A 22808-nucleotide genomic window follows, 5' to 3' on the forward strand; every position below is an offset into this window, starting at 1 on the left:
TCGTCGCGCACTTCCACTACGTGCTCTACGGCACGATCGTGTTCGCCACCTTCGCCGGCATCTACTTCTGGTTCCCGAAGATCACCGGCCGGATGATGGACGAGAAGCTCGGCAAGTGGCACTTCTGGACCACGTTCATCGGCTTCCACGGCACGTTCCTCGTCCAGCACTGGCTGGGTGCCGAGGGCATGCCGCGCCGGTACGCCGACTATCTTCCTTCGGACGGGTTCACGACGCTGAACACGATCTCCACGATCGGCGCGTACATCCTCGGCGCCTCGACGCTGCCGTTCATCTGGAACGTCTTCAAGAGCTACCGGTACGGCGAGATCGTCACGGTGGACGACCCGTGGGGCTACGGCAACTCGCTCGAGTGGGCGACCTCCTGCCCGCCGCCGCGGCACAACTTCACCGAGCTGCCCCGGATCCGCTCCGAGCGGCCCGCGTTCGAGCTGCACTACCCGCACATGATCGAACGCCTCAAGACCGAGAGTGAAATCGGCTTCCTCGGGAAGCAGAAGCACCACGACGCCAAAGCGCCGTCGCAGCTGCTGGCCGACACCATCTCGCCCGGCGAAGACCCCGCAGACGACCGGGGCGGACACTGAATCGCGGGCGACCGACAGCTCCGGATCACGACTGGCCGCCGTCACGCTTCTCGTCCATGTCGGCGATCAGTTGCCTGGCGGCGGCCCGCAGCTGCGCGTCATTCTCCGGATGAAGATCACCGGTTCCGTGCCCGGCGGCGGTGGCCCAGACGAAGAACACCACTCCCAGCCCGACCAACCCACCAACCAAGGCCACACCCCACCAGAACGGCGCCACCGGAGACCTCCTATCCCGCACACGCACGACTCGGCGACACACTACTAGATGCGATAGTAGATCGCAGCCGTTTCACGCTTGACCAAATACCCCCTGGGGGTATTATACGGTTAACGCGAGATGAGGAGGCAGCGGTGGACACCCCCGAGCCACGGCACGGAATCGCTCCCACTGGGACCTGGACTGTCGTCATCGGCGGAACGGCCGGTCTGGTCGCCACCTACTGGGACGACGGTTGGCACACGGTGCGCGGCCGGGACAGCACGTTCATTCCACCCCACCTGCTGCTGTACGCCTCGATGGCACTGGTCGGTGCCACACTCGCGGTCTGGGTGGTTGCCGAGTTCCTGCGGAGCCGGTCGCTCCGCCGGCTGTCCGCGGTGCCTGGCCTGGCACTAGCGGTCGCGGGCGGGATCGCCACCGCAGGTGCCGCACCCGTGGACGCGGCTTGGCACGCACTGTTCGGACGCGACGCAGTACTCTGGTCTCCGCCCCATCTGCTGTCCGTGCTGGCAACCGCGGTGCTGGTCATCGCCGTGCTCCTCGGGCTTCGCGACGACAGCCCGCCGGCGTTGCACGCCGCGCTCGGCGCGGTACTCCTCGGCGCCGGCGAGTTGATCGTGCTGGAGTACGACACCGACGTCCCGCAGTTCTCCGAGTCGCTCTACCTGCCACTGCTGGTGGTCGTCGGACTCGGAGTCGCGTGGATCGCCCGGTCGATCTCCGGACACCGGACGCGGTTCGGCTGGTCGGTTCTGGGCTACCTCCTCCTGCGGGCAGGTCTCTTCGCCGTCTTGGCTGCCACGGGCTGGATCGCGCCGGACCTGCCACTTGCCCTGCTCGGGCTGCTGGTACTCGATCTGCGAGGGCGACTCGGCGCGGCACGGTGGCCGCTGGCCGGAATCGCGATGACCGGGCTGCAACTCGTCGCCTCGGCGACCGGCATCAGCTCCGTGCCAACCAGGCCGGTTCTCCTGGCCGCGACGATGGTGCTCCCGGTCCTCGTGGCCATTCTGGTGGCGGTCGTGGCCCGGAACCGCGTTGCGCGAACGGCGGTGGCCTTGGTCATTCTGGCCGCGGCATCGTCGCTGCTGGCACCGCCGGCGCGGGCACACGACCCGGGTCAAGGACCTGAAGTCACCACTGCCGAGATGTCCGTCCACACACAAGGGGACGGCCGCCTGGCAGTGCGTATCCGGAACTTCGCCGGCGATCCGGCACCGGAGGTCCGGCCGATGCGCCTGCTGGCGCGCCGCGCGGGCCAAACCGTCTCAGGGCTGCTTGCCCGCGAGGGTGACGCCCTCACCGGGTCGCTCCAGGTGCCGTCGAGCGGCCTCTGGCTCGTCTACGGAGAGCTCCGGATCAACGATCAGGCGACCGAGATCTGGCTCCCGGCCCACTCGGAGAACGAGTCCGCGACCGAAACCCGGCCGGTGTATCTTCCCGCGGGCGCCGGACCGACCTACACGGACGAGGTCGTAGCGGGCGCAGCGCTCCTCGCCGTCGGCCTTGGGCTGGTCGGCTGGGCCGCGGTGGCGGTCCGCCGACGTGCCGCGGAGAACCGCGCTTCAGCATCCACCTGACGGGTTGGCGCCGGGGTAGGGCCCAGGCCAGAGCGGCGCCGGACCCCGCCCGGCGCTCGCTCAACCGATCCCGGCGAGCAGGTCGTTCATCACGGAGATCTCCCGAGTTTGGTCGCTCTTGGCCGAGCGGGCAATGGAGAGCGCGAACCCGTTGCGGCCGTGATCCAGTTCGTCGCCCGATTCGGAAACCGCCTGGGCGTGGTGCGGCCGCATCATCATGAGGAACATCCGATCGACCTCGGTACCCGAGGCGGAGCGGAGCATCCGCAGATCCTGCCGGGCCATTTCCTGCACCGGCCCGGGCGGCGGCTCGGGCGCGGCGCGGTGGTCGGCCAGCCAGGTCTTCATCCGGCGGATCTGCCCGCTCTGTTCGTCGGCTATGTGCGCGGCGAGCCGGCGCACATCGGAGCCGGTCGCCTTGGTGCGGGCGACCGACGCCATGTCGACGGCCATCTGGTGGTGCGGAACGAGCATGGCGATGAAGGTGATGTCGTGGCTCACCGTGGCGTCTGCGCCGTGCGCGGGTGCCGACGTCGCGGCGTTCGCCGCCGGTGGCAGCAGCAGTGCTCCCAGCACCGATGTGACCGCCGCGAGGCGGACGGCACGGGCGGGAATCAGTCGGGACATGAGTCGGGTTCTCCTTCGCGAGTCGGCTGTGGTGACCAGCCCGGCTACCCCCTCCCACCGGCCTACTAACGCGAGTAGTGGAGAAATTTCAACGCCGCCTTTGCGGCGCGACGAGACGAAGCCCACCCATGTACTATTAGATCTAGTAGACAGCCGGTCGCCCAGCAGAGGACTCCATGACGCCTGCCGAACACCCATCGACCGCGGGCCGCGTGCTGAACCGGCGCGGTTTTCTCGTCCTCGGCGCGGGCACTGCCGCCGCCTTCGGGTTGGCCGCGTGCTCTTCCGAGACTTCGACGCCGCCTGCTGCCAAGGTCGGCCCGACGTCCCCGCTGATCGCCCGCGCCGAGGCCGCCCGGCGGCCGGCCGGCGCCGTCGTCCGCCCGGTCGGCCTGAGCGCCCAGGTCGGCGACGTCGACCTCGGCGGCGTCCAGGTCAAGACGTGGAGCTTCGGCACGCTCCCGGGCACGGAGATCCGGGTCAAGCGCGGCGAAGTGCTCCAGGCCAAGCTGAGCAACCGGCTTCCCCAGCCGACCACGATCCACTGGCATGGCCTGGCCCTGCGCAACGACATGGACGGCGTGCCCGATCTCACGCAGCCGGCGGTCGCCGCGGGCAGCGACTTCACCTACGAGTTCACCGTCCCCGAAGCGGGCACCTTCTGGTTCCACCCGCACGTCGGTGTCCAGCTCGACCGGGGCCTCTACGCACCGCTCATCGTGGAAGACCCGGACGACGGCGGCGACTACGACACCGAGCTGGTGGTCGTGCTCGACGACTGGATCGACGGCACCGCCACCGACCCCGACGCCGTGCTGGCCAACCTCAAGCAGAACGGCATGAACATGGGTGACATGTCGTCCATGCCGGGCATGGGTGACATGGGCGGGATGCCGAAATCCGACCTGCTCGGCGGCGACGCCGGCGACGTCACCTATCCGCACTTCCTCGCCAACGGCAGGATCGCCACCGCGCCGACGTCGTTCGCGGCCAAGCCCGGGCAGCGCGTCCGGCTGCGCCTGATCAACGCGGGCGCCGACACCGCGTTCCGGGTCGGCGTGCCCGGAGTCTCGCTGCGGGTCACCCACACCGATGGGTTCCCCACCACGGCGTCCGGCGAGACCGAAGCGGTACTACTCGGCATGGGGGAACGGATCGACGCCGTGTTCACCGTGCCGGCCACCGGTGTCCCGGTCCTCGCCCTCGCCGAGGGCAAGGGCGGCTACGCCCAGGTCCTCGTGCACGCCGGGAACAGCCGCGCCCGAACGGCGAACGACAGCGGCGTCGAGTTGCTGAAGAAGGCGAAGGTGCAGACGGTCGGCGACTTCTCGGCGGCACCGCAGGTCGACCTCAAGAACCGAGCGCCCGACGTCACGCACGACCTGAAGCTGGCCGGTCCGGGCGCGAAGTACGACTGGACCATCAACGGCAAACCGTACAACCCAGCCGACGGCCTCCCAGTCCGGCGGGGACAGCGGGTGCGGCTGCGGTTCGTCAACGACTCCGACATGTACCACCCGATGCACTTGCATGGCCACACCTTTCAGGTACGCGGGCAGAACGCGCCCGGTCCGCGGAAGGACACCGTGCTCGTCCTTCCGCGCCGGACGGTCGAAGTGGACTTCGACGCGGACAATCCCGGGCAGTGGCTGACGCACTGCCACAACGTCTACCACGGGGAGTCGACGATGATGACGGTGGTGTCCTATGTGGAATGATTGGCGCCGTTGGACGGCGGCAGCAGGTGCGGCGGCGTTGAGCGCGCTCGCCGTCGGTGTGCCGACCGATGTGATCGACACGTCGTTCTTCACCCGGATGACGCCGGTGCGGTGGTGGGAAGTCCCCGTGCTGGCCCTGACTGCCGTATTGACCGGTCTGTGGGTGGCGATACCCCGTCCGGCCGGTGACGTCCGGGGTCGCGGCGGCATTGTAGGTTCGGTGACCGCCGCGGTGCTCGCCGTCGGCTGCCCGGTGTGCAACAAGGTTGTGGTCGGGTTGCTCGGCATCTCCGGCGCGCTGGGCATCTGGGCTCCCGTTCAGCCGGCGCTCGCCGCGCTGTCCCTGCTCGCCCTCGCCGCCGCCGTCGTCATCCGCTGGCGCCGGCGCGGATGCGGTCCGGAGACCTGCGCCGTGGACGTCACAGCGGAGGCCACCCCAGCCGCGCGAACATCGCCAGCATCCAGCTCATCAACTGTGTCCACCCCCCGGTGAGCATCGCGATTCCCATCACGATCAGCAGGACCCCACCGGCGACCTCGACCTTGCGCGTGTGCCCGCGGAGCCACCGCAGGCTGCGCCGGCCGCGGGCGATGCCGATGGCCACCAGCACGAACGGCACCCCCAGCCCGAGCGAGTAGGCCGCGAGCAGCAGCGCCCCCGTGCCGACCGTCGCCGTGCTCGCCGCGGTTGCGAGGATCGACGCCAGCACCGGCCCGACGCACGGCGTCCACCCGAGTCCGAACGCCGCGCCCAGTACGAGCGCGCCCGCCGGCCCGCGGCGCACCCGGTGCAGGTCGAACCGTAGTTCCCGGTGCAGCAGGGGGATCCGGATGGCGCCGAGCGTGACGAGTCCCATGGCGACCACGAGTACGCCGCCGGCGATCGCCAGGGCTTGCTTGTGCTGGGCCAGCAACAAACCGAATGCTGATGCCGTAACCCCGAGCGCGACGAAGACGACCGTGAAGCCGGCGATGAACAACGCCGAAGCGAGACCGATGCGCGATCCAGTCCGCACCGTTGTCGCGCCTTGTCCGGCCCCCGAACCGAGCCCCGAAACGTACGAGACGTAACCAGGCAGGAGCGGCAGCGCACACGGGGACGTGAAGGAGATGATCCCGGCGACGACGGCCAGCGACAACGACGTGTACAGATCCACGAAAACACCCTGCCGGTAGGGGCCCACCCCCGCGTAACACCGGGGCTTGTAGTCTACGAAGGATGATAGTAGAGCAGCGGGAGCCGGTGATCGCGGTGGCCGGACTCGGCGTCGACGTCGGCCGCGCGCCCGTCCTGCGTGCACTGGACCTGGTCGTTCGCCCTGGCGAGGTGTTCGGCGTCCTGGGCCCGAACGGCGCCGGCAAGAGCACGTTGCTGCGCGTGCTCGCAACTCTGGTGCGGCCGGTCTCCGGCCGGTGCTTCGTCCTCGGCGCCCGGCTGGGCACCGCCGAGGTCCGCGCGGTGCGGCCCTCGATCGCCTTCGTGGGCCACCAGTCGGCGATGCACCCGAAGCTGACGCTGGCGGAGAACCTCGGCCACGTGGCCAGGCTGACCGGACGCACCGAGGCGGCGGTGCTGGAGGCACTGGACGTCGTCGGCCTGCGCCGGGCGGCTGGACGCCGGGCGGAGCAATGCTCGCAGGGAATGCTCCGGCGCGCCGACCTGGCCCGCATCGTGCTGACCGAGCCTTCGCTGCTGCTGCTCGACGAACCGCACGCCGGGCTGGATCGCACCTCGTTCGGCCTCGTCGACCTGGTCGTCCAGCGTGTCCGCGCCCGCGGTGGCGCCGCCGTCGTCGTCTCGCACGACGCGCCCCGCGTCTGGGCGCTGGCCGATCACGTCGCGGAACTCGATGACGGCGGTCTCGTCCCCAAGTATTGCGAACCGGCGCCGGAAAGCGAGTGGCAGTGAACCCCACGCTCCCCGCTCCCCTGCGCCAGGCCTGCGAAGTGGCCCGCACCGAGCTGCGAATCGAAGCTCGCGCGGGCGAGACGCTCTGGGTGATCACCCCGTTCGGTGCTGCCGCGTTGCTACTCACCCCGATGGCCGTGGGCGCCGACCGGCCGCTGCTCGCGCAACTGGGCATGGGCATGTACTGGGTCGTGGTCCTGCTGTTCGGTGTGCTGGTCACGCTGCGCCAGACCGTCACCGACCCGCCCGGCCACCTGGCCATGCTGCGCCTGACCGGCGCGCCGGCGGCCGCGCGGCTCGCCGGGCGGGCCGCCGGCACCACGGTCGTACTGCTCATGTTCGAACTCGTGCTCCTGCCGGTCGTGATCGTCCTCTACCAGCCGGACCTGGCGGGGTGGCCGTGGCTGCCGGCCGTGCTGCCGCTGACCGCGGCCGGGCTGGCCGCGCTCGGCACGTTGGCAGGGGCCCTCGTGCAAGGGATGGCCGGGCGCACCACGCTCGGCCCGATGCTGGTGTGCCCGCTCGCGCTCCCGCTGCTGCTGGGCGCGACCGAAGCGGGGAACGCCGCCGGCTACGGACGCGCACCGTGGCTGTGGCTGGTGCTCCTGATCACCGTCGCCGCGATCGGCTGGCTCGCCCTGATGGTCGGCGCGAACGCCTTGGAGGAGTTGTCGTGAACCTGCTCGGGCGATGGCTTCCGGCCGTCGCGATCACCCTGCTCGCGGCCGGTTTGGCCGGTGCGGTGCTCGCACCACCGGACCGGGTGCAAGGTGACTACCAGCGGTTGATGTACGTGCACGTCCCGACGGCGTGGGTCGCGTATCTGTGCTTCGGGCTGACCGGTCTCGCGAGCGCGTTGTGGCTGTGGCGGCGGCGCGCCCGGTTCGACCGGCTGGCCGCGGCGAGCGCCGAACTGGGCGTGCTGTTCACCGCGCTGACCATCGTTCTGGGGTCGTGGTGGGGCAAACCGGTTTGGGGCGTGTGGTGGACCTGGGACCCGCGGCTCGTCACGACCGCGCTGATGTTCTTCGTCTACGTGGGCTACCTGGCGCTGCGCCGCGCGACCCTCGATCCGGACGCTCGCGCTCGACGTTCGGCGGTGCTCGGCGTCGTCGCACTGGTCCAGGTGCCGGTCGTGCACATGTCCGTGGTGTGGTGGCGTGCCCTGCACCAGCCGCCGACGGTGCTGAAACCGGGCGATCCGACGATCGACCACCGCATGCTGGCCGTCCTGCTGCTCAACCTGCTCGCGTTCACCGTGTTCGCGGGGATGCTGCTGCGCGCCCGGCTGCGGCTGGCCGTCCGGGAGGACGACCTCGACACGGCACAGGCCGTGGCGGACCGCGAGCTGGCCGGTGGCGTCGTCGCCGCCCCGCGCTGGGAAGGACCGGTGAGCGATGGCTGAATGGGCCTGGGTGACTATCGGTTTCGTGATCACCTTCGCCGCGCTCGCCGGGTACACGCTCAAGCTGTGTCTGCGCGCGAACGCGGTTCGGCGGGACCGGGAGGAGCGGTGAAGCGGTACCGCCTGTTCGCCGTTTCCGGCGTCGGAATCGTCGCTGTGCTGGTCGGCGTCCTGTTGTTCGGCAACCTCAACGGCAACCTGGTCTACTACCTCACGCCGGCCGAGGCGATCGCGAAGCACGCCGACTACCCGGACGGCCGGCGGTTCCAGCTCGGCGGGTTCGTCCGGCCGGGCAGCGTCCGGCACACCGCATCGGGTCTGGAGTTCCTCGTCGCCGCCTCGACGACGCCGGACAGTCCCGCGGTCGACGTCCGGCACACCGGCGCGCTCGCCCAGCTGTTCCAGCCCGGCATCGGCGTGGTCGTCGAAGGTTCCTGGCAGGGCGACGTCTTCCTGTCCGACACGATGATCGTCAAGCACGACGAGAACTACCGGCCGCCGACGACACCGGCGGCGTCCCCAGGAGCTGATCCCCGGTGACCACTGCCCTCCCCGCCGCCGGCTGGGCCGGGGCCCTGCTCGGCCTCGCTGCTTCCTTGGTGCTCGCCTACTACGGTTTCCGCGCCCAGCGGACGCCCGGCAAAGTGAGAATCGGACAGCTGCGCGCGGCCACGGTCGTGATGCTGGGCGGCGCGGTGCTGTCCATGGCCGCGCTCGAGGCGGCGCTGCTGACCGACGACTTCACCATGTCCTACGTCGCCGAGACACACTCCCGCAACACGCCGCTGCTGTTCACGATCACCAGCGCGTGGTCGGCGCTCGGTGGCAGCATCGTCCTGTGGACGCTCCTGCTGGCCGGATACGTCGTCATCGCCTGCCGGAAGGTGACCGGCACCGACGACCGGCTCGGCACCGGCGCGCTCGGGGTCATGGGAGTCGTCGCCGCGTTCTTCTTCGGCCTGGTGACCACGGTCGCCAACCCGTTCACGATCCTGCCCAACCCGCCCGCCGACGGGCCGGGACCGAACCCGCTGCTGCGCAACGACATCATGGTGGCGATCCACCCACCGCTGCTCTACCTCGGCTTCGTCGGCTTCACCGTGACCTTCGCCTACGCGATCTCGGCCCTGCTGATCCGCCGCGGCGGGGTCGCCTGGCTGGTGCGGACCCGCCGCGCCAACCTCGTCGCCTGGACGTTCCTCACCGCCGGGCTCGTCGTCGGGGCGTGGTGGTCCTACGAAGTCCTCGGCTGGGGCGGCTACTGGGCGTGGGACCCCGTCGAGAACGCCGCCTTGATCCCCTGGCTCGTCGCCACCGCGTTCGTCCACTCCGCGGTCGTCCAGATCAAGCGCGGGATGCTGCAGGCCTGGAATTTCGTGCTGGCACTGGCCACGTTCGCGCTGACCATCCTCGGTACGTTCCTCACGCGCTCCTCGGTGGTGGCGTCGGTGCATTCGTTCACCCAGTCCGGTGTCGGCCCGGCGCTGCTGGGCTTCTTCGTGCTCGTCCTGGCCGGCGGGTTCACCCTGTTCGCCCTCCGCGGTGAACACGTCGCCAACCGCACCAGGTCGTTGCGCCTGGCCAGCCGCGAAGGTGTTTTCCTGGTCAACAACCTGCTGCTGTGCCTGTTCGCCTTCGTCGTCCTGCTCGGCACCGTGTACCCGATCTTCATCGAGGCGTTCAGCGGCAGCCAGGTCTCGGTGGGCCGGCCGTTCTTCGACCGGATGGCCGTGCCCCTGTCCTTCGCGCTACTGCTGGCGATGGGTGCCGGACCGTTCACGCCGTACCGCTGGGCCACCCCGGGCGTGCTGTGGACGCGACTGCGGCTCCCGCTCGTCGCCGGGAGCGCCGCGGCCGCAGCGGTCGCAGTGTCCGGTGTCCGCTCGGCCGGGGTCGTCGCGGTGGTCTTCCTGGCCACGACCATCGTCGCGGCGAGCGCCCGGCAGCTGGTGGTCACCGCCCCGAACCGGCGCCCGTCCGGGATGTGGCGCCTGGTGTCCGGGCAACGGGCGTACTGGGGCGGCCAGCTCGCCCACATCGGCATCGCCATCGTCGCGGTCGCGATCTCCGTGGCCGGGGCGACCGCCACGCGCACCACGATCAGCCTCACGCCGGGAGCCTCCGCGGAGTTCGCCGGGTACACCGTCACGTTCGAAACCGCGGAGCAGCACGTCGAACCGGATCGGACGCAGCGGGACGTCCACCTCGAGTTCCGCGAAAACGGGCAAGTCCGGTGGTCCGCGCAGCCGCGGCTCGAGACGTTCGCCAACCAGCCGCAGGCCGTCGGCACTCCGGTCGTCTGGAGCACACCGGGGCGTGACATCTACGTGGCCTTGGCCCAGCTCGCGCCGGGGAGTGTCACGGTGAACCTGTACCGGTACCCGCTGATGTCCTGGCTGTGGGCAGGCGGTTTCGTCATCGCGGCCGGCGGGCTGTGGGCGCTCAGTGAACGCCGCCGCCGGCGCCCGGCGAGCGTCGACGTCCCCCCGGACCGGGAGCCGGCTGCCCATGCGTAGGAAAGCTGTCACCGTAGCTTGCCTGGCCGGGATCGCCGTCCTCCTCGCGGTGACGGCGGCCCTGCTGCTCGGTGCCGGAGGCGGCATGGGCGACCGGGCCTACGAACTGGACCAGCGGCTGCGATGCCCGGTCTGCAAGAGCGTCTCGATCGCCGATTCGCCCTCCGAGACCGCGACCGCGATGCGGCAGGCGGTCCAGGAGCAGGTTGCCGCCGGCCGTTCCGACCAGCAGGTCCTGGACTTCTTCCGCGCTCGCTACGGCGACTGGGTGCTGCTCGACCCGCCCGCCCGCGGTCGCACGCTGTGGGTGTGGCTGCTGCCGGCCATCGGCCTCCTCACGGGGGCGGGGGTGCTCACCACGCTCGTCCGGCACCGCCGCACGAGCGTCCCGCTGTTGCCGGAGGAGAGCCGCCGCGAAGTAGCGCAGGCGCTCGAGGAAGCACGCCGGAACCACCGCGTGGAGGACTTGCCATGACCGTGAGCCGAGAACAGCTCGCCGACGAGCGGGACCAGGCATTCCGCGACATCATCGCCCTCGAAGCCCAGGTCGATGCCGGCGAAATCCCCCCGGAGGCGGCCACCCGCCTGCGGGCCGAGTACGAGCGAACCGCCGCCGAAGCGATGAAACGCCTCCTCCAGGCCGACGACCCCCCAGCGCCTCGCCGTTCTTCGCGGACGCGAGCGGCGATCTACCTGGCCACGGTCGTCCTGGCCGCCGTCGCCGCCATCGTCGTCCTGCCCGGAGCCGTGCAGCAACGACCGCAGAACGGCTTCGTCACCGGCAACGAGATGCTGCCGGCCACCGCCACGCCGTCGCTGCCCTCCGGTATCGGCGCGGCCGGCACCGCACTTTGGCTGCAAGCCAACCTCGAGCTGTTCGCCCGGAACGATCCCGCCGCGGCGCTGCGCACCCTTCAGCAGCTGCGTGCGCAGCCCGGGCTGTCTCCGCAGGCTCAACAGGACGTCGACGCGATGATCGGCACCGCCCGGCGAGAGCTGGACAAGGCGGGCCGATGAGCAACACGCCCGGCACCGACGCCTACAGCTCCACCATGCGCTGGCTGCGGTGGGTCGCACTCGCCGTCGCGGTCGCCGCGATCGCCGTGGGCGCCGTCCTCGGCTCCGGCCTCGGCAAAGACCCGGAGCTGGTCGACACTCCGCTGATCGGCGAACCGGCACCTGACCTCACGCTGCCGTACCTTGAGCGCGCGGGCAGCCTCGACCTGCGATCGCTGCGCGGACAGATCGTCGTCGTCAACTTCTGGGCGTCCTGGTGCGTCCCGTGCCGTGAAGAACAACCGACCCTCGCTGCTGCGGCCGACACCTACAGCGGCACCGGCGTCACCTTCGTCGGCATCGGCTACCAGGATCAGCGCGGGCCCGCGGTCCGGTTCCTCGACGAACTCGGCCGCGGAAAGGGCTACCAGTACGTCACCGATCCCGGCTCCCGGGCGGCCATGGAGTTCGGCGTCTTCGGCATCCCGGAAACGTTCTTCGTCGACGGCGCCGGGACGATCGTCGCCAAGGCGACCGGCAAGGTCGATCCCCGGCTCCTGACCGCCGCGCTCGACGACATCCGGGCCGGGCGCCGTCCGGCGTCCCGGACCGGTGGTTCCGTCCAGCCCGCGCCCGGGCAATGACCCGGCGACGCCCCGAATATACTACTATGACTAGTAGTTGATCGGCAGGCTACCGGAAGGACGCAGGCCGTGGAACGGAGTTGCCCACAAGTCACGACCGCCGCCACCTACCTGCTGGGCGCCCTCGAGCCCGCGGACGCAACGGCCTACCGGCGGCACATCCGGTTCTGCATACCCTGCCGCCGCGAAGTAGACGAACTCGAACCCGTGGTGCGGTTGCTCGAAGCGGTCAAGGCCGATGTCGAGGCCACGGCGCGCCGTCACGCCTGACGGCGCGCGAGCACGGCTCCCCAGCAGATCGTCACCACGAGCACCGCGGAATTCGACAACGCGAATACCAGCAGAGCGGCCGGAACCGGACGATCGGACGGAATCCCCAAGCGCATCAAGAACTCCACGAGGTAGAGCAAGATCACGGCCATCGCCAGGCTCATGTGGACCAGCAAGCCGCGATAGCCCGCCGAGCCGGGAGGGATCGGCATCGCGTCGACGAACCCGGCGAACCCCGCCGCCACGGAGCCGAGCAAGCCGATACCGACGAGCCAGGTCGATGCCGTCACGAACTCCCGGGGATCCTGCCCCGATACGGTGGCGATCTCGAACACCGCGCTGGCCACCCAGCAGCCGACAGGAACCGAAACCAGCACCGGGTGAACCCGGCGCCGGGCGGCGACAGGATCACTCAACCCACACCTCGGAAAATCCCGCCACCCGGAGACCGACGGTGGGTACGAACCGTGTTAGCAGCGTGATCCGTACCCACCGCGCCGGTGAGGAGTCCCGCAAGCGGGCCTCACAGCAGCATACTATCCACATTAGTAGTATTCTGGCAACGGCGGCTAGCCGAAATGTCCACAGGGGACGAGTACGCACAGGAGCAGGCGTGACGACATTGACCACGCAGGTCCCCTTCTCCAGCTGGACAGTGGCCGTCATGGGTTTTGGCTCCCTTGCCGCGATGGCGATAGCCCGACCGCTCGCCCGGCGAGCAGGATGGCGGAGGCCGACAGTAACGACAACATTGCTGTTGTTGGTCGCAGTTCTGTCGATAACCCTCACACCTGGCGCCGAGGAACACGTGAACGGCACGCGGAACTGCCTGCCGGACGACCTTCCGAATCTCGTGAACGCGGTTGCCCGGTCAGGCGGCGGCATGGTCGGCAATCTGCTCAACCTGCTGCTTCTGCTACCGCTCGCCAGTTCGGTCGTCGTGCTCACCGGGCGTATCGCACCCGCGGCCACGATGTCCGTTTTGCTGCCCGTGATCATCGAAGCCACGCAGACCCGTATCCCCGGCCGGTACTGCAGCCTGTCCGATCTGATCACCAACATCAGCGGCGCCCTCGCCGGCGTCGCGCTCGGATACTGGCTCCTGCGCCGCCGAGCGAGCACAGCCGCATGAACCGCCACCCGGGGACGCGTCAGGCCCGGATTCGCCGGGACGCGAAGACCCCTCCGATAATGAACAGCACGCCCGCCATCGGCCAGCCGATCAACAGGTCCTGCAGACCCACCGTCGGCAACAGCGAGAAGTTTCCCAGGTGTGCGCCGATGTGCACCAGAGCCATCACGACGCCGACAGCCATCAGGACGAACCCGAAGATCCGCCCGACGAGCCATTTCCGGTAAGCCGCCGTGTACGCCGCCTTCTGCGGCCGCCGCAGGCCACTGCGGGCATCGGCCGCACCGGCCCGCTCCTGCTGCCGGCGCTTGAGTGCCCGCGCGGAGATCTTCGGCATCAAACCCGCCTCCCTGATCACTTCTCTCATAAATACTAACTCACATAGTAGTACCGCAGAGGACCGGGAGGCATGCGCCATCCTCTACTATCCGGGGAAGTAGAAGGATCCGGCGGTCCACCCGGATCCGGTGCCGGATCGGATGGATGACTGTCAATGCGACAAGACGAAGCCGCGCGCCCACGGCTGATGACCCGGTTGGCCGCGGCCTTGCGTGGTGAGGTCTCCGCGGAGACGGTCGAGGCGTACCGGCGAGCCGGAGCCGCTGCCTACGACGATCTCCTGGCAGCGGAGAAACTCCGTGAACGTCTCGCAGGCGGTGGAACCGACCTTTGGAACGCCCAGCCGGGTGAATCGACCCAGCTGCTGTGCTCCTGGAACGCCTTCGTCCTGCACACGCTCGGCGAGCAGTTCGTCGAAGCCGACTACCTGACCGATCCCCGCACGGTGGGTTTCCTGCCCCCGGTCACCGCCGAGCAGGCCGCAGCCTGCTTCGGCGAGATCGAACAGTGGTCCGCGCGCGCACGCCGGGCCGAGCACGACCGGAACTACGACGTCGGGGCCGAATTGAGCCTGCCGGCCCCGCTGCCCGGCTGGGTCGAGGTTGAGCCCTGCCCCCGCGCCCATCTCGCGGCGATGGTGACAGCCGCGCGTTCGATGCGTGAACGTCTCCAGGTCGCGTTGGCCGACTTCACCCGAGCAGGCGTCCCCGAAGGCAAGGAGCCCGTCGCGGCGAAACTCGCGGGCATCGTGGCCGAGGCCGACGCCGGGGTGTCCTTCGCGGAGTCGCTGTGGTCCCCTTCGACCGGGGAACAGGTTCACGAGCGCATCGAGACAACGATCAAACGGGCACTGGAAAGCTACTACCGAGCCGGCCAGCTGCTCGCCATGCCGAGCCTGCTCGATCGACCCGGCGCCGAAATCACCCTGATCTCCGGCCCCGACCTCCCCCTGCCGACACAACCGGGATTCGATCCCTGGTGCCTGACCGACCCGGCGACCAGAACCCGCTGGCAGCGGGATCCGGCCGCCCGTCGTGCGATCGATCTGCTCTGGCGGTCCGACCCGGACCCAGCGGCAACCCTGACGATCCTGGCCCAGATCACCGCGGCCGCACGATGCGGAGCGATCGTCGCCGGCGCGACGCCCGCCGGCGGCGCCATCGGCAACTACTACTGCTGTCCCTGGTCGGCCATCTACCTGGTCCGGATGCCCGTGGTCATCGCCGGACGGCAGCTGCGCACAGGCGATCAGTTCACCTTCGACCTCTCCGCCGAAGAGATCTTCGACGGCGGGGCCTTCAAACGCGAGATCCTTCTCGGCCCGTTCCACCCGACCAGTCAAATCGACTACTGCGATCCCACGTCGGGCGGCCACGATGACTGACAGCGAGAATGACGACAGACAGGCCCACACTCTCGAACTACTTGAGTGCCGGCAGCCCAGGAACGAACCAGTACCGTTGCCGACGAGCTACTACCTAGCGTAGTATGTCGCTTATGTCGCCTGGCGCCGCACGAAGGCCGTCACGCGACCGCGCCGGATCCTCCCCCCGCTCCGGCGCGTAAGGCGGGCGCGGGTCTTGTTCCTCACGGACCCGCGCCCGCTCCCACGGGTCTACTACCTCTGTTCGTACCACACGTGGCAGCATGTCCCGCGTGACAGCGACCGCAAAGGACGACCCGGCCGCACCCGAGCGCTCGGCTCCGGCGGGAAGACGCCGCAAAGTCGGCTCGCTCGAGGTGCTCTGCGCGATCCTTGTACTCGCGCTCGTCGGGCAGAAATGGCTGATCCAGCTCCTGGACGTCCCCGCGTTGCGCACCGGCGCAACCGTGTTCGTCGCCGTCTGCGTCCAGGCCCTCCCGTTCCTCGTTCTCGGCGTACTGCTCAGCGGAGCGATCGCCGCCTTCGTATCGCCTGCGCTCTTGCAGCGGCTCCTGCCCCGCAACGCGGCGATGTCGGTTCCCGTGGCGGGCGTCGCCGGTGTGGCGTTGCCCGGGTGCGAGTGCGCGTCTGTTCCTATCGCCCGGCGGCTCATGCAGCAAGGCGTCCCTCAAGGCGCCGCGCTCGCGTTCCTGCTGGCCGCGCCCGCGGTCAACCCGGTCGTCCTGGTCGCGACAGCTGTGGCGTTCCCGGGACGGCCGGAGATGGTCGCCGCCCGGTTCACCGGCTCGCTGGCGACGGCGGTCGTGATGGGCTGGCTCTGGACGAAAGTCGGACGTGCCGAGTGGATGGCAGAACGGGTCCTGCGCAAGACGGCCACCGATCCCACAGCTTCACGCTGGTCGGTGTTCGCCGAGACCGCCCGGCACGACCTCGTCGGCGCGGGCGGTTTCCTCGTGGTCGGCGGGCTGACGGCGGCGGTGTTCAACGTCCTCGTCCCCCAGTCCTGGCTGGTCTCGCTCGGCGGCCACCTCGTCCTGGCGGTCCTCGTGCTCGCCGTGCTGGCGGTCGTGCTGGCGTTGTGCAGCCAGGCCGACGCGTTCGTCGCGGCCTCGATGTCCGCGCTCCCCCTCCTGCCCAGGCTCGTGTTCCTGGTGGTCGGCCCCGCGGTCGACGTCAAGCTGATCGCGCTCTACGGCGGCACGTTCGGCCGCCGGTTCGTCGTCAGGTTCGCGCCGGCGGCCTTCCTCGTGGCCATCGCCGCGGGCGTCGGCGCCGGCCTGCTGTTCCTCGGAGGTGCTCGATGAGGCGGGAATCCCAGAACATCCTGCTGCTCCTGCTCGGCGGGGCGCTGATCAAGATCGCGGTGGACGGCAGCTACCTGCGCTACGTCAAGCCGGTCCAGCAACCGTGGCTGATCCTCGCCGGTGCCGCGATGGCCGCATTGGCCGTCGCCGCGATCACCAGGGACATCATCACCGCACGCCGTGCGGAACCGGACTCCTCGCCCGAGCACACTGCCCATGGCCACCGCACCCGCAGCACGTGGATGCTCATCCTGCCCGTGCTCGCGATCTTCCTCATCGCCCCGCCGGCTCTCGGAGCCGACAGCGTGAACCGCTCGGACGGACGCGTCATCTCACAAGCCAGACAGGTGAAAACGACAGCGTTCGCGCCACTCCCGGCCGGCGATCCGCTGCCGATGACCCTGACCGAGGTCGTGACGCGAGCCGGCTGGGACGCCACGAACTCGTTGAACGGGCGCACAGTCCGCCTCACCGGTTTCGTCGCGCACAGCCGGAACTCGGTCTACCTGGCGCGCCTGGTCATCGGCTGTTGCGCCGCGGACGCGTTCCCCGTCAAGGTCAGGCTCACCGGCACCGGGGTGGCGGCGCTGCGAGACGACCAGTGGATCGAGACGACCGGGACCGTCCGGCCCGACACGGCCACCCCCGCGAACAGCTACACACCGAGTTACGTCGTTGCCGCACTCAAGTCCGTCGCGGCACCGGCGGACCCCTACGAATACTGAGCGCAGATCTGATCGTGCGGCCGCGATTCGACACCGATCCGGGCGGCAACCATGGCGCGGAACTCGTCGCACTGCGCGAAGTCGTCGGGATCGCGTTCCAACGCGCACTCGATAAGCGCCAGGGAGGCATGCGCCTCCGCGATCCGGCGCGCCAGCTCGCCGCGCTGCCGCCGCAGGATGTCCCGGCGCTCCACCACGTCCGGCGTCGCGATCATCTGCCGGATGCCCTCGAGGCCGAACCCGGCCTCCTTGGCGCGCATGATCACCGCCACGCGGAACAAGTCCGGCAGCACGTGCGCCGGAAGGCCGAAGCGGCCGGCGACCTCGCCGACCGAAACCCCCCCCGGACCTACGACCTGCTCGATCCCGCACCCGGGGCGTTCGTCGTCGACATCGGGTGTGGCTCGGGCGGTGCAGTCGCCGAGCTGAGCGGCCACGGAGTGACCGCGGTCGGCCTGGACGTCAGCGAGCAGATGATCGCCGCCGCGCGGAAGCGTTGGCCGGACAGCGACTTCCGGTTCGGTGATGCCCGCGATCTGCCGCTCGGCGACGCCACCGCGGCGGGTTACCGCGCCGACAAGGTGTTCCACGACCTCGACGACCCGGCGAAGGCGCTCGTCGAGGCTCGGCGCGTCCTGAGACCCAGTGGCCGCATCGTCCTGATCGGACAGGACTGGGACACCTTCGTCATCGATTCCGGCGACCCGGCCCTCACCCGCACCATCGTGCACGCCAGGGCCGACGCGGTCCCGAGCCCGCGCTCGACACGCGGCTACCGCACGCTACTGCTCGACGCCGGGTTCACCCGATGTCACCGTCCAGGTGCAGACGGCGATGTTCACAGACGAGATCATGCTCCCGCATGCTCACCGGCATCGCGCACGCGGCCCTGTCCGTCGGCGCCGTGAACGACCGAGACTTCGAGACGTGGACAGCGGACCAGGTCGAACGGGTGCGGTCCGGTCGCCTGTTCGTCGCCCTGCCCCTGTTCATCGCGGCCGCCGGCAAGCCGTCAGGCGAGGCTCATTGAACAATCTGCATCGGCCGGCGCCTCGACGGTGACCCGGGCCACCACACCTTCCGCGATCGTGACGCGGGTTCCGCAGATCCGCGTCGCTTTGCCCAGCGTCGCGTCGGTCGCGCTCTCGCACGGACCAGAGCAGTCCCGGCTCCAGGTGATGACCCGGTAGCGCGCGGCACCCAACGGTGCCGAGAACTCCGCGGGCGCCGTCCGGAACTCCTGTTCCAGTACCTGCTTTCCCTGGTCGTTCTCCACACGCAGGTAACGGACAGCGGTCTTGGACCGGTTCGCGGGCTCGCGCACAACCACGTCGAGCGTGCCGGACGGCCCGGTCACCACGGACGGCTGGTGCGGCGGGATCGACGGTGTACCACCGGGATCCGGTTCCGCGCCGCACGCGACCAGGACAGTCGAGCCGATCAGGAGAAGCACGAGACCGCGCAAACGCATGAGAAACTCCTCACCTGCAGGGCGCTCGGCCGGCCCGGGAACACATCCGGGCCGGCCGAGTCACCCGGTCAGTCGTTCCAGTAGATGGACGTCTGGACGCCGCCCGCGGTGATCTTCGACTGCGACGGAGCCGACGCCGCCGCGGCGGAACCGTCACCGTGGTTGTAGATCGCCAGCAGCTCGCTGTAGTCGTGCGAGTTCGGCGAGACGTACGCGGGGTCGGTCTGCCCCGCGTAGTCCATGCAGGACTGGGCGTTCGTGAACTGGTGGTCCAGCCCGAAGTCGTGCCCGACCTCCTGGCACATGACGTGCTGCTTGGCCGCGGACCCCATCCCGTAGGAGTCGTTGACCTTCGTGGTGCCCCAGGCGATGTGGGTGCCGCTGGAGAGGTCGATTTCGGCGACGCCGAGCCAGCCCGTGCTGCCGTAGGTGTAGTTGCAGACCCGGACCCGGCCGGACGAGGCGGGGCAGCTGCGCCGCGTCGTCGTGCTTGTGTCACTCGCCGAGATCACGTTCTCGAACACCGGCGAGCGGTTCCAGTCCGAGTTGGCCTTGCTGAGGTTGGCATCCCAGGTCGAGGTGACGCTGTCGAGAATGGTCAGCCGCAGGGTCGTGGACGTCGACGAGCGGGCCCAGTGGTACCCGCCCCAGCTGTTGCTCGCCGATGCCTCGGTCGTCGTGAGGCCGAGTGCCGCCACAGCGAGCGGCACCAGGAGAAGCAGTCGCCATTTGCGCATGGCAAACTCCTTGATTCCGTTGGGGACCCATCCGGGAGTACGGACGGCAGACGGAAAGTTAACCCGGCAAGATCTGGCTTCACAGCTACGAAAGTCGCAAACACGCCACTTACTACTACTTTACTAAGTAGACTAGTTGTGCATGCCCGCAGTAAGCCCGCTGCGCTCACCCGACCGGCCCCGGCCGATCGTCGGGTCGCCGACACTACGCACGGCAACTACCTACAGTAGTAGAAGAGCTGAATCGAGTGAATTCCGGCCAAACCTCCGGTGATCATCCCCCGGAACGTGGCATGCACAAGATCATCACTGATACGGTCCGGTAACTGTGAGGGGCTCGACGACTACGAACTGTCGCACCAGCAAGCACGTCCGCTGGCTTCTCGTGGTGCTGTTCGGCTTTCTCTCCCTGCACCTGGGCCTCTGCTGCCCGGCGGGACACGCGACGCACGACCACGCCCCCACCGACCAGGTCGTCGCCTTCCAGGCCGCCGAACCAGCACCGGAACACCAGGACTGCGACCCGGCACCCGGTCACCACCGCTCCCACGGCGTCGACGACACCGTGTGCCGCGGATTCAGGAGCATCACCGACGGCTCCTGGCTCGAGGTCCTCGCACTGGCCGCGCTCGCGGCCCTCGTGACCGGGCGGGAACCGCCGGTCGGGAACGATCTCGCCGCCGCCGGCCCGCCGGTGGTCAGATCGGGACCGCATTACCTCATCGAGCTCTGCGTCTCGCGGACGTGATCAGCCCGGAGAAGCCGGCCTGTTCACCGTCCCCTCGCCGCCCGAGCGGCACACACGCGAAAGAGAACTCGATGAGGACAACCCTGCCCGTCAACGGCCTGCCCACCCCTGGAACGGGCTCGCCGCCCCGGCTGCTCACGACCGCGGCGCGGTGCCAAAACCCGGCCAACGCCGTCGGCAACACCCCGGTGCTCTGGATCGACCAGCCCGACGCCCCACCGGGCCGCGGCTACTGGGCAAAGCTCGAAGGCTTCAACCCGGGCGGCATGAAGGACCGTCCCGCCCTGCACATGATCGAACAGGCCCGGCTTCGCGGCGAACTCGCGCCCGGCGCTCCGATCGTCGAGTCGACCAGCGGCACTCTCGGGCTGGGACTCGCGCTCGCCGGCATCGTGCACGGGCACCCGGTGACCGTGGTCACCGACCCCGGCCTGGAGCCGATCGTGCATCGGATGCTGACCGCTCATGGCGCCCACGTGGATCTGGTCTCGGAGCCGCACCCGACCGGTGGGTGGCAGCAAGCCCGCCGCGAACGGGTCCAAGAGCTCCTGGCCACCCTCCCGGGTGCGTATTGCCCGGACCAGTACCACAACCCCGACAACATCGCCGCCTACGCGCCACTGGCGCTCGAGCTCGTCGCCCAGCTCGGCCGCGTCGATGTCCTCGTCTGCTCGGTCGGCACCGGCGGTCACTCCGCCGGTGTCTCGCAGGTGCTGCGCCAGTATGTCCCGCACCTGAAGGTCGTGGGCGTGGACACCGTCGGCTCGACCATCTTCGGCCAGCCCGCGCGGCCGCGGCTGATGCGCGGGCTCGGCTCGAGCATCTACCCGCGCAACGTCGACTACGCCGGCTTCGACGAGGTCCACTGGGTCTCGCCGGCCGAGTCCGTGTGGACCTGTCGGCGCCTCGCCGCGTCGCAGCACGCGACCGGCGGGTGGAGCGTCGGCGCGGTCGCGCTCGTCGCCGGCTGGCTGGCCCGCACCGAGCCGGCCGACGCGCGGATCGCAGCGGTGTTCCCGGATGGACCACACCGCTACTTCGACACCGTTTACAACGACGAGTACTGCACCCGGCACGGGCTCCTCGACGTCCCACCCGGCGCCGAACCGGACACGCTGACCCACCCGGCCGAGCGAGTCGTCGACCGCTGGACGAGGTGCGCCCAGGTCGTGGATCCGGTCGCAGCGGGGCCCCTGGCGGTGCACCAGTGACATCACCGCTTTCCCGATACCGGTCCTTCGACCGGCCGGCCCGGCTGCTGATGCTGAACCAGCTCACCATCAACCTCGGCTTCTACATGCTGATGCCCTACCTGGCCACCCATCTCTCCGGCGATCTCGCGCTGGCCGGCTGGGTCGTCGGGCTGGTCATGGGCGTGCGCAACTTCTCCCAGCAAGGCATGTTCCTGATCGGCGGAACGCTGGCCGATCGGTTCGGCTACAAGCCGCTGATCATCGCCGGGTGCGCCCTGCGCACCGGCGGGTTCGCCTTGCTCGGGCTGGTCGACTCGGTTCCCGCGCTGATCGTCGCGTCGGCCGCCACCGGGTTCGCCGGCGCACTTTTCAACCCCGCGGTCCGCGCTTACCTCGCCGAGAACGCGGGCCAGCGGCGAGTCGAGGCGTTCGCCCTCTTCAACGTCTTCTACCAGACCGGAATCCTGCTCGGTCCTGTCGTCGGCCTGGCCCTCACCAGCGTGGACTTCAAACTGACCTGCCTCACCGCGGCCGCCGTCTTCGCCGTGCTCACCGTGCTGCAAATCCGCGCCTTGCCTGCGCATTCAGCCACCGGGGAACCGGCCGCGCGGTCGATCCGGCACGACTGGGCCACCGTGTTCGGCAACCGCTCGTTCGTTCTGTTCGCGCTGGCCATGATCGGTTCGTACGTACTTTCCTTCCAGATCTACCTGGCTCTGCCGCTGGAAGCCCGGCGGATCGCCGGTTCCGGATTCGCCGGCACCGCGCTGATCACGATCCTTTTCGGACTGTCCGGAGCCCTCGCGATCGCGGGGCAGCTGCGCGTCACGGCCTGGTGCCGGGAACGGTGGAGTGCGGGCCGGTGCTTGGCCACAGGCTTGGCTCTGATGGCCATCGCGTTCTTGCCGCCCGCTCTCAGTTCCGGATGGACCGGCGACTCCGGCGTGCTGGCCTGGATTCCCCTGGTTCTGTCCGCGGTTCTGCTCTCCCTCGGCACGGTCGTCGTCTTCCCGTTCGAGATGGACACCATCGTCGCGCTCTCGCGGGGCAACCTCGTCGCGACGCACTACGGGCTCTACAACACGGTTGTCGGTGTCGGAATCCTGCTGGGGAACCTCTTCACCGGCAGCGTGCTCGACCTCGCGCGAGACGCTGGGTTTCCCGCCGCACCATGGCTCGCCCTCACTGCGCTCGGCGCGGGCTGCGCGTGGTGCCTCCGCGCCCTCGGAGCGATGAACCGGCTCGCCCCGGCGTCCGTGTAGGAGGCGTATCCCGGGAACGG

The 22808-nt window shown here is 69.5% G+C and carries 30 protein-coding genes; 22 read left to right on the plus strand and 8 right to left on the minus strand.

Annotated features, from left to right (window positions below; genetic code table 11):
* A partial coding sequence (locus tag ACWEVP_RS44620) for a cbb3-type cytochrome c oxidase subunit I (protein ID WP_452068652.1) occupies nucleotides 1–608 on the plus strand: 608 nt, incomplete at its 5' end.
* Nucleotides 609–633: 25 nt separating this feature from the next.
* Here the strand turns inward: ACWEVP_RS44620 and ACWEVP_RS44625 are convergent.
* Entirely contained in the window at nucleotides 634–825 is a 192-nt protein-coding gene (locus ACWEVP_RS44625) for a hypothetical protein (RefSeq protein ID WP_452068653.1), read from the minus strand.
* A 134-nt stretch (nucleotides 826–959) separates the two neighbouring features.
* On the opposite strand from ACWEVP_RS44625, the gene ACWEVP_RS44630 reads away from it, so the two are divergent.
* The gene (locus ACWEVP_RS44630; protein WP_452068654.1) at nucleotides 960–2408 is read left to right on the plus strand and encodes a hypothetical protein; all 1449 of its coding nucleotides are present in this window, start codon (nucleotides 960–962) and stop codon (nucleotides 2406–2408) included.
* A 60-nt stretch (nucleotides 2409–2468) separates the two neighbouring features.
* Here the strand turns inward: ACWEVP_RS44630 and ACWEVP_RS44635 are convergent, their stop codons facing one another.
* Entirely contained in the window at nucleotides 2469–3161 is a 693-nt protein-coding gene (locus ACWEVP_RS44635) for a DUF305 domain-containing protein (RefSeq protein WP_452068655.1), read from the minus strand.
* 50 nt (nucleotides 3162–3211) lie between these two features.
* On the opposite strand from ACWEVP_RS44635, the gene ACWEVP_RS44640 reads away from it, so the two are divergent.
* Both ACWEVP_RS44640 and ACWEVP_RS44645 read left to right on the plus strand, forming a co-directional pair.
* On the plus strand, nucleotides 3212–4753 hold the full coding sequence (locus ACWEVP_RS44640; protein ID WP_452068656.1) for a multicopper oxidase family protein: 1542 nt from the start codon (nucleotides 3212–3214) through the stop codon (nucleotides 4751–4753).
* 37 nt (nucleotides 4754–4790) lie between these two features.
* Entirely contained in the window at nucleotides 4791–5246 is a 456-nt protein-coding gene (locus tag ACWEVP_RS44645) for a hypothetical protein (RefSeq protein WP_452068657.1), read from the plus strand.
* Here ACWEVP_RS44645 and ACWEVP_RS44650 read toward each other — a convergent pair.
* Entirely contained in the window at nucleotides 5173–5910 is a 738-nt protein-coding gene (locus ACWEVP_RS44650) for a cytochrome c biogenesis CcdA family protein (RefSeq protein WP_452068658.1), read from the minus strand. The genes ACWEVP_RS44645 and ACWEVP_RS44650 overlap by 74 nt on opposite strands.
* Before the next feature lie 62 nt (nucleotides 5911–5972).
* Between ACWEVP_RS44650 and ACWEVP_RS44655 the strand changes: the two genes are divergently transcribed.
* The 9 genes from ACWEVP_RS44655 (at nucleotide 5973) to ACWEVP_RS44695 (ending at nucleotide 12493) form a co-directional block, all read left to right on the plus strand.
* Entirely contained in the window at nucleotides 5973–6662 is a 690-nt protein-coding gene (locus ACWEVP_RS44655) for an ABC transporter ATP-binding protein (RefSeq protein ID WP_452068659.1), read from the plus strand.
* Complete coding sequence (locus ACWEVP_RS44660; protein ID WP_452068660.1) at nucleotides 6659–7339, plus strand: heme exporter protein CcmB; 681 nt, start codon at nucleotides 6659–6661, stop codon at nucleotides 7337–7339. The genes ACWEVP_RS44655 and ACWEVP_RS44660 overlap by 4 nt, the downstream gene beginning before the upstream one ends.
* The gene (gene ccsA / locus ACWEVP_RS44665; protein ID WP_452068661.1) at nucleotides 7336–8067 is read left to right on the plus strand and encodes a cytochrome c biogenesis protein CcsA; all 732 of its coding nucleotides are present in this window, start codon (nucleotides 7336–7338) and stop codon (nucleotides 8065–8067) included. Before ACWEVP_RS44660 ends, ccsA begins: the two co-directional genes overlap by 4 nt.
* Nucleotides 8068–8175: 108 nt before the next feature.
* The gene (locus tag ACWEVP_RS44670) at nucleotides 8176–8607 is read left to right on the plus strand and encodes a cytochrome c maturation protein CcmE (protein ID WP_452068662.1); all 432 of its coding nucleotides are present in this window, start codon (nucleotides 8176–8178) and stop codon (nucleotides 8605–8607) included.
* Nucleotides 8604–10583, plus strand: coding sequence for a heme lyase CcmF/NrfE family subunit (locus ACWEVP_RS44675; RefSeq protein WP_452068663.1), 1980 nt, complete (start codon nucleotides 8604–8606; stop codon nucleotides 10581–10583). The genes ACWEVP_RS44670 and ACWEVP_RS44675 overlap by 4 nt, the downstream gene beginning before the upstream one ends.
* Nucleotides 10576–11058 (plus strand): cytochrome c-type biogenesis protein, encoded by a 483-nt coding sequence (locus ACWEVP_RS44680; RefSeq protein WP_452068664.1) that lies wholly within the window; start codon nucleotides 10576–10578, stop codon nucleotides 11056–11058. The genes ACWEVP_RS44675 and ACWEVP_RS44680 overlap by 8 nt, the downstream gene beginning before the upstream one ends.
* On the plus strand, nucleotides 11055–11600 hold the full coding sequence (locus ACWEVP_RS44685) for a hypothetical protein (protein WP_452068665.1): 546 nt from the start codon (nucleotides 11055–11057) through the stop codon (nucleotides 11598–11600). Before ACWEVP_RS44680 ends, ACWEVP_RS44685 begins: the two co-directional genes overlap by 4 nt.
* Nucleotides 11597–12223, plus strand: a complete 627-nt coding sequence (locus ACWEVP_RS44690; RefSeq protein WP_452068666.1) for a TlpA family protein disulfide reductase — start codon at nucleotides 11597–11599, stop codon at nucleotides 12221–12223. The genes ACWEVP_RS44685 and ACWEVP_RS44690 overlap by 4 nt, the downstream gene beginning before the upstream one ends.
* A 69-nt stretch (nucleotides 12224–12292) precedes the next feature.
* On the plus strand, nucleotides 12293–12493 hold the full coding sequence (locus tag ACWEVP_RS44695; protein ID WP_452068667.1) for a hypothetical protein: 201 nt from the start codon (nucleotides 12293–12295) through the stop codon (nucleotides 12491–12493).
* Here ACWEVP_RS44695 and ACWEVP_RS44700 read toward each other — a convergent pair.
* Nucleotides 12484–12909 (minus strand): DUF2231 domain-containing protein, encoded by a 426-nt coding sequence (locus ACWEVP_RS44700; protein WP_452068668.1) that lies wholly within the window; start codon nucleotides 12907–12909, stop codon nucleotides 12484–12486. The two genes, ACWEVP_RS44695 and ACWEVP_RS44700, sit on opposite strands and share 10 nt — an antisense overlap.
* A 197-nt stretch (nucleotides 12910–13106) precedes the next feature.
* On the opposite strand from ACWEVP_RS44700, the gene ACWEVP_RS44705 reads away from it, so the two are divergent.
* Complete coding sequence (locus ACWEVP_RS44705; RefSeq protein ID WP_452068669.1) at nucleotides 13107–13625, plus strand: VanZ family protein; 519 nt, start codon at nucleotides 13107–13109, stop codon at nucleotides 13623–13625.
* A 19-nt stretch (nucleotides 13626–13644) separates the two neighbouring features.
* Here ACWEVP_RS44705 and ACWEVP_RS44710 read toward each other — a convergent pair whose 3' ends face one another.
* Nucleotides 13645–13962 (minus strand): hypothetical protein, encoded by a 318-nt coding sequence (locus ACWEVP_RS44710; RefSeq protein ID WP_452068670.1) that lies wholly within the window; start codon nucleotides 13960–13962, stop codon nucleotides 13645–13647.
* Between the two features lie 156 nt (nucleotides 13963–14118).
* On the opposite strand from ACWEVP_RS44710, the gene ACWEVP_RS44715 reads away from it, so the two are divergent.
* From ACWEVP_RS44715 to ACWEVP_RS44725, 3 genes are all read left to right on the plus strand, one after another.
* The gene (locus ACWEVP_RS44715) at nucleotides 14119–15348 is read left to right on the plus strand and encodes a hypothetical protein (protein WP_452068671.1); all 1230 of its coding nucleotides are present in this window, start codon (nucleotides 14119–14121) and stop codon (nucleotides 15346–15348) included.
* A gap of 263 nt (nucleotides 15349–15611) precedes the next feature.
* On the plus strand, nucleotides 15612–16652 hold the full coding sequence (locus tag ACWEVP_RS44720; RefSeq protein ID WP_452068672.1) for a permease: 1041 nt from the start codon (nucleotides 15612–15614) through the stop codon (nucleotides 16650–16652).
* Complete coding sequence (locus tag ACWEVP_RS44725) at nucleotides 16649–17377, plus strand: TIGR03943 family putative permease subunit (RefSeq protein ID WP_452068673.1); 729 nt, start codon at nucleotides 16649–16651, stop codon at nucleotides 17375–17377. The genes ACWEVP_RS44720 and ACWEVP_RS44725 overlap by 4 nt, the downstream gene beginning before the upstream one ends.
* Here the strand turns inward: ACWEVP_RS44725 and ACWEVP_RS44730 are convergent.
* A complete protein-coding gene (locus tag ACWEVP_RS44730) occupies nucleotides 17365–17814 on the minus strand; it encodes a helix-turn-helix domain-containing protein (RefSeq protein WP_452068674.1) in 450 nt (149 codons plus the stop codon). The two genes, ACWEVP_RS44725 and ACWEVP_RS44730, sit on opposite strands and share 13 nt — an antisense overlap.
* On the opposite strand from ACWEVP_RS44730, the gene ACWEVP_RS44735 reads away from it, so the two are divergent.
* Complete coding sequence (locus tag ACWEVP_RS44735) at nucleotides 17770–18285, plus strand: methyltransferase domain-containing protein (RefSeq protein WP_452068763.1); 516 nt, start codon at nucleotides 17770–17772, stop codon at nucleotides 18283–18285. The two genes, ACWEVP_RS44730 and ACWEVP_RS44735, sit on opposite strands and share 45 nt — an antisense overlap.
* Nucleotides 18240–18407 carry a hypothetical protein gene (locus ACWEVP_RS44740; RefSeq protein WP_452068675.1) on the plus strand — a complete coding sequence of 56 codons (168 nt, stop codon included), beginning with the start codon at nucleotides 18240–18242 and terminating at the stop codon, nucleotides 18405–18407. The genes ACWEVP_RS44735 and ACWEVP_RS44740 overlap by 46 nt, the downstream gene beginning before the upstream one ends.
* Here ACWEVP_RS44740 and ACWEVP_RS44745 read toward each other — a convergent pair.
* Together ACWEVP_RS44745 and ACWEVP_RS44750 are read right to left on the minus strand one after the other, a co-directional pair.
* Entirely contained in the window at nucleotides 18390–18830 is a 441-nt protein-coding gene (locus ACWEVP_RS44745; RefSeq protein ID WP_452068676.1) for a hypothetical protein, read from the minus strand. The genes ACWEVP_RS44740 and ACWEVP_RS44745 overlap by 18 nt on opposite strands.
* 86 nt (nucleotides 18831–18916) lie before the next feature.
* Nucleotides 18917–19585: a hypothetical protein gene (locus ACWEVP_RS44750; RefSeq protein ID WP_452068677.1), complete on the minus strand. Its 669-nt coding sequence runs from the start codon at nucleotides 19583–19585 to the stop codon at nucleotides 18917–18919.
* A 388-nt stretch (nucleotides 19586–19973) separates the two neighbouring features.
* On the opposite strand from ACWEVP_RS44750, the gene ACWEVP_RS44755 reads away from it, so the two are divergent.
* The 3 genes from ACWEVP_RS44755 (at nucleotide 19974) to ACWEVP_RS44765 (ending at nucleotide 22788) form a co-directional block, all read left to right on the plus strand.
* Nucleotides 19974–20333, plus strand: coding sequence for a hypothetical protein (locus tag ACWEVP_RS44755; protein WP_452068678.1), 360 nt, complete (start codon nucleotides 19974–19976; stop codon nucleotides 20331–20333).
* Nucleotides 20334–20404: 71 nt separating this feature from the next.
* Nucleotides 20405–21544 (plus strand): PLP-dependent cysteine synthase family protein, encoded by a 1140-nt coding sequence (locus tag ACWEVP_RS44760; protein WP_452068679.1) that lies wholly within the window; start codon nucleotides 20405–20407, stop codon nucleotides 21542–21544.
* The gene (locus ACWEVP_RS44765; protein WP_452068680.1) at nucleotides 21541–22788 is read left to right on the plus strand and encodes an MFS transporter; all 1248 of its coding nucleotides are present in this window, start codon (nucleotides 21541–21543) and stop codon (nucleotides 22786–22788) included. Before ACWEVP_RS44760 ends, ACWEVP_RS44765 begins: the two co-directional genes overlap by 4 nt.
* The last annotated feature ends 20 nt before the right edge of the window (nucleotides 22789–22808 follow it).

Source organism: Amycolatopsis sp. NPDC003865 (assembly GCF_053605345.1).

Coding starts and splice junctions, on each gene's coding strand:
- ACWEVP_RS44715 (WP_452068671.1), top strand. CDS start 14,119: ATGCGACAAGACGAAGCCGCGCGCCCACGGCTGATGACCCGGTTGGCC.
- ACWEVP_RS44680 (WP_452068664.1), top strand. CDS start 10,576: ATGCGTAGGAAAGCTGTCACCGTAGCTTGCCTGGCCGGGATCGCCGTC.
- ACWEVP_RS44640 (WP_452068656.1), top strand. CDS start 3,212: ATGACGCCTGCCGAACACCCATCGACCGCGGGCCGCGTGCTGAACCGG.
- ACWEVP_RS44655 (WP_452068659.1), top strand. CDS start 5,973: ATGATAGTAGAGCAGCGGGAGCCGGTGATCGCGGTGGCCGGACTCGGC.
- ACWEVP_RS44720 (WP_452068672.1), top strand. CDS start 15,612: ATGTCCCGCGTGACAGCGACCGCAAAGGACGACCCGGCCGCACCCGAG.
- ACWEVP_RS44710 (WP_452068670.1), bottom strand. CDS start 13,962: ATGCCGAAGATCTCCGCGCGGGCACTCAAGCGCCGGCAGCAGGAGCGG.
- ACWEVP_RS44725 (WP_452068673.1), top strand. CDS start 16,649: ATGAGGCGGGAATCCCAGAACATCCTGCTGCTCCTGCTCGGCGGGGCG.
- ACWEVP_RS44690 (WP_452068666.1), top strand. CDS start 11,597: ATGAGCAACACGCCCGGCACCGACGCCTACAGCTCCACCATGCGCTGG.
- ACWEVP_RS44685 (WP_452068665.1), top strand. CDS start 11,055: ATGACCGTGAGCCGAGAACAGCTCGCCGACGAGCGGGACCAGGCATTC.
- ACWEVP_RS44760 (WP_452068679.1), top strand. CDS start 20,405: ATGAGGACAACCCTGCCCGTCAACGGCCTGCCCACCCCTGGAACGGGC.
- ACWEVP_RS44740 (WP_452068675.1), top strand. CDS start 18,240: ATGCTCACCGGCATCGCGCACGCGGCCCTGTCCGTCGGCGCCGTGAAC.
- ACWEVP_RS44750 (WP_452068677.1), bottom strand. CDS start 19,585: ATGCGCAAATGGCGACTGCTTCTCCTGGTGCCGCTCGCTGTGGCGGCA.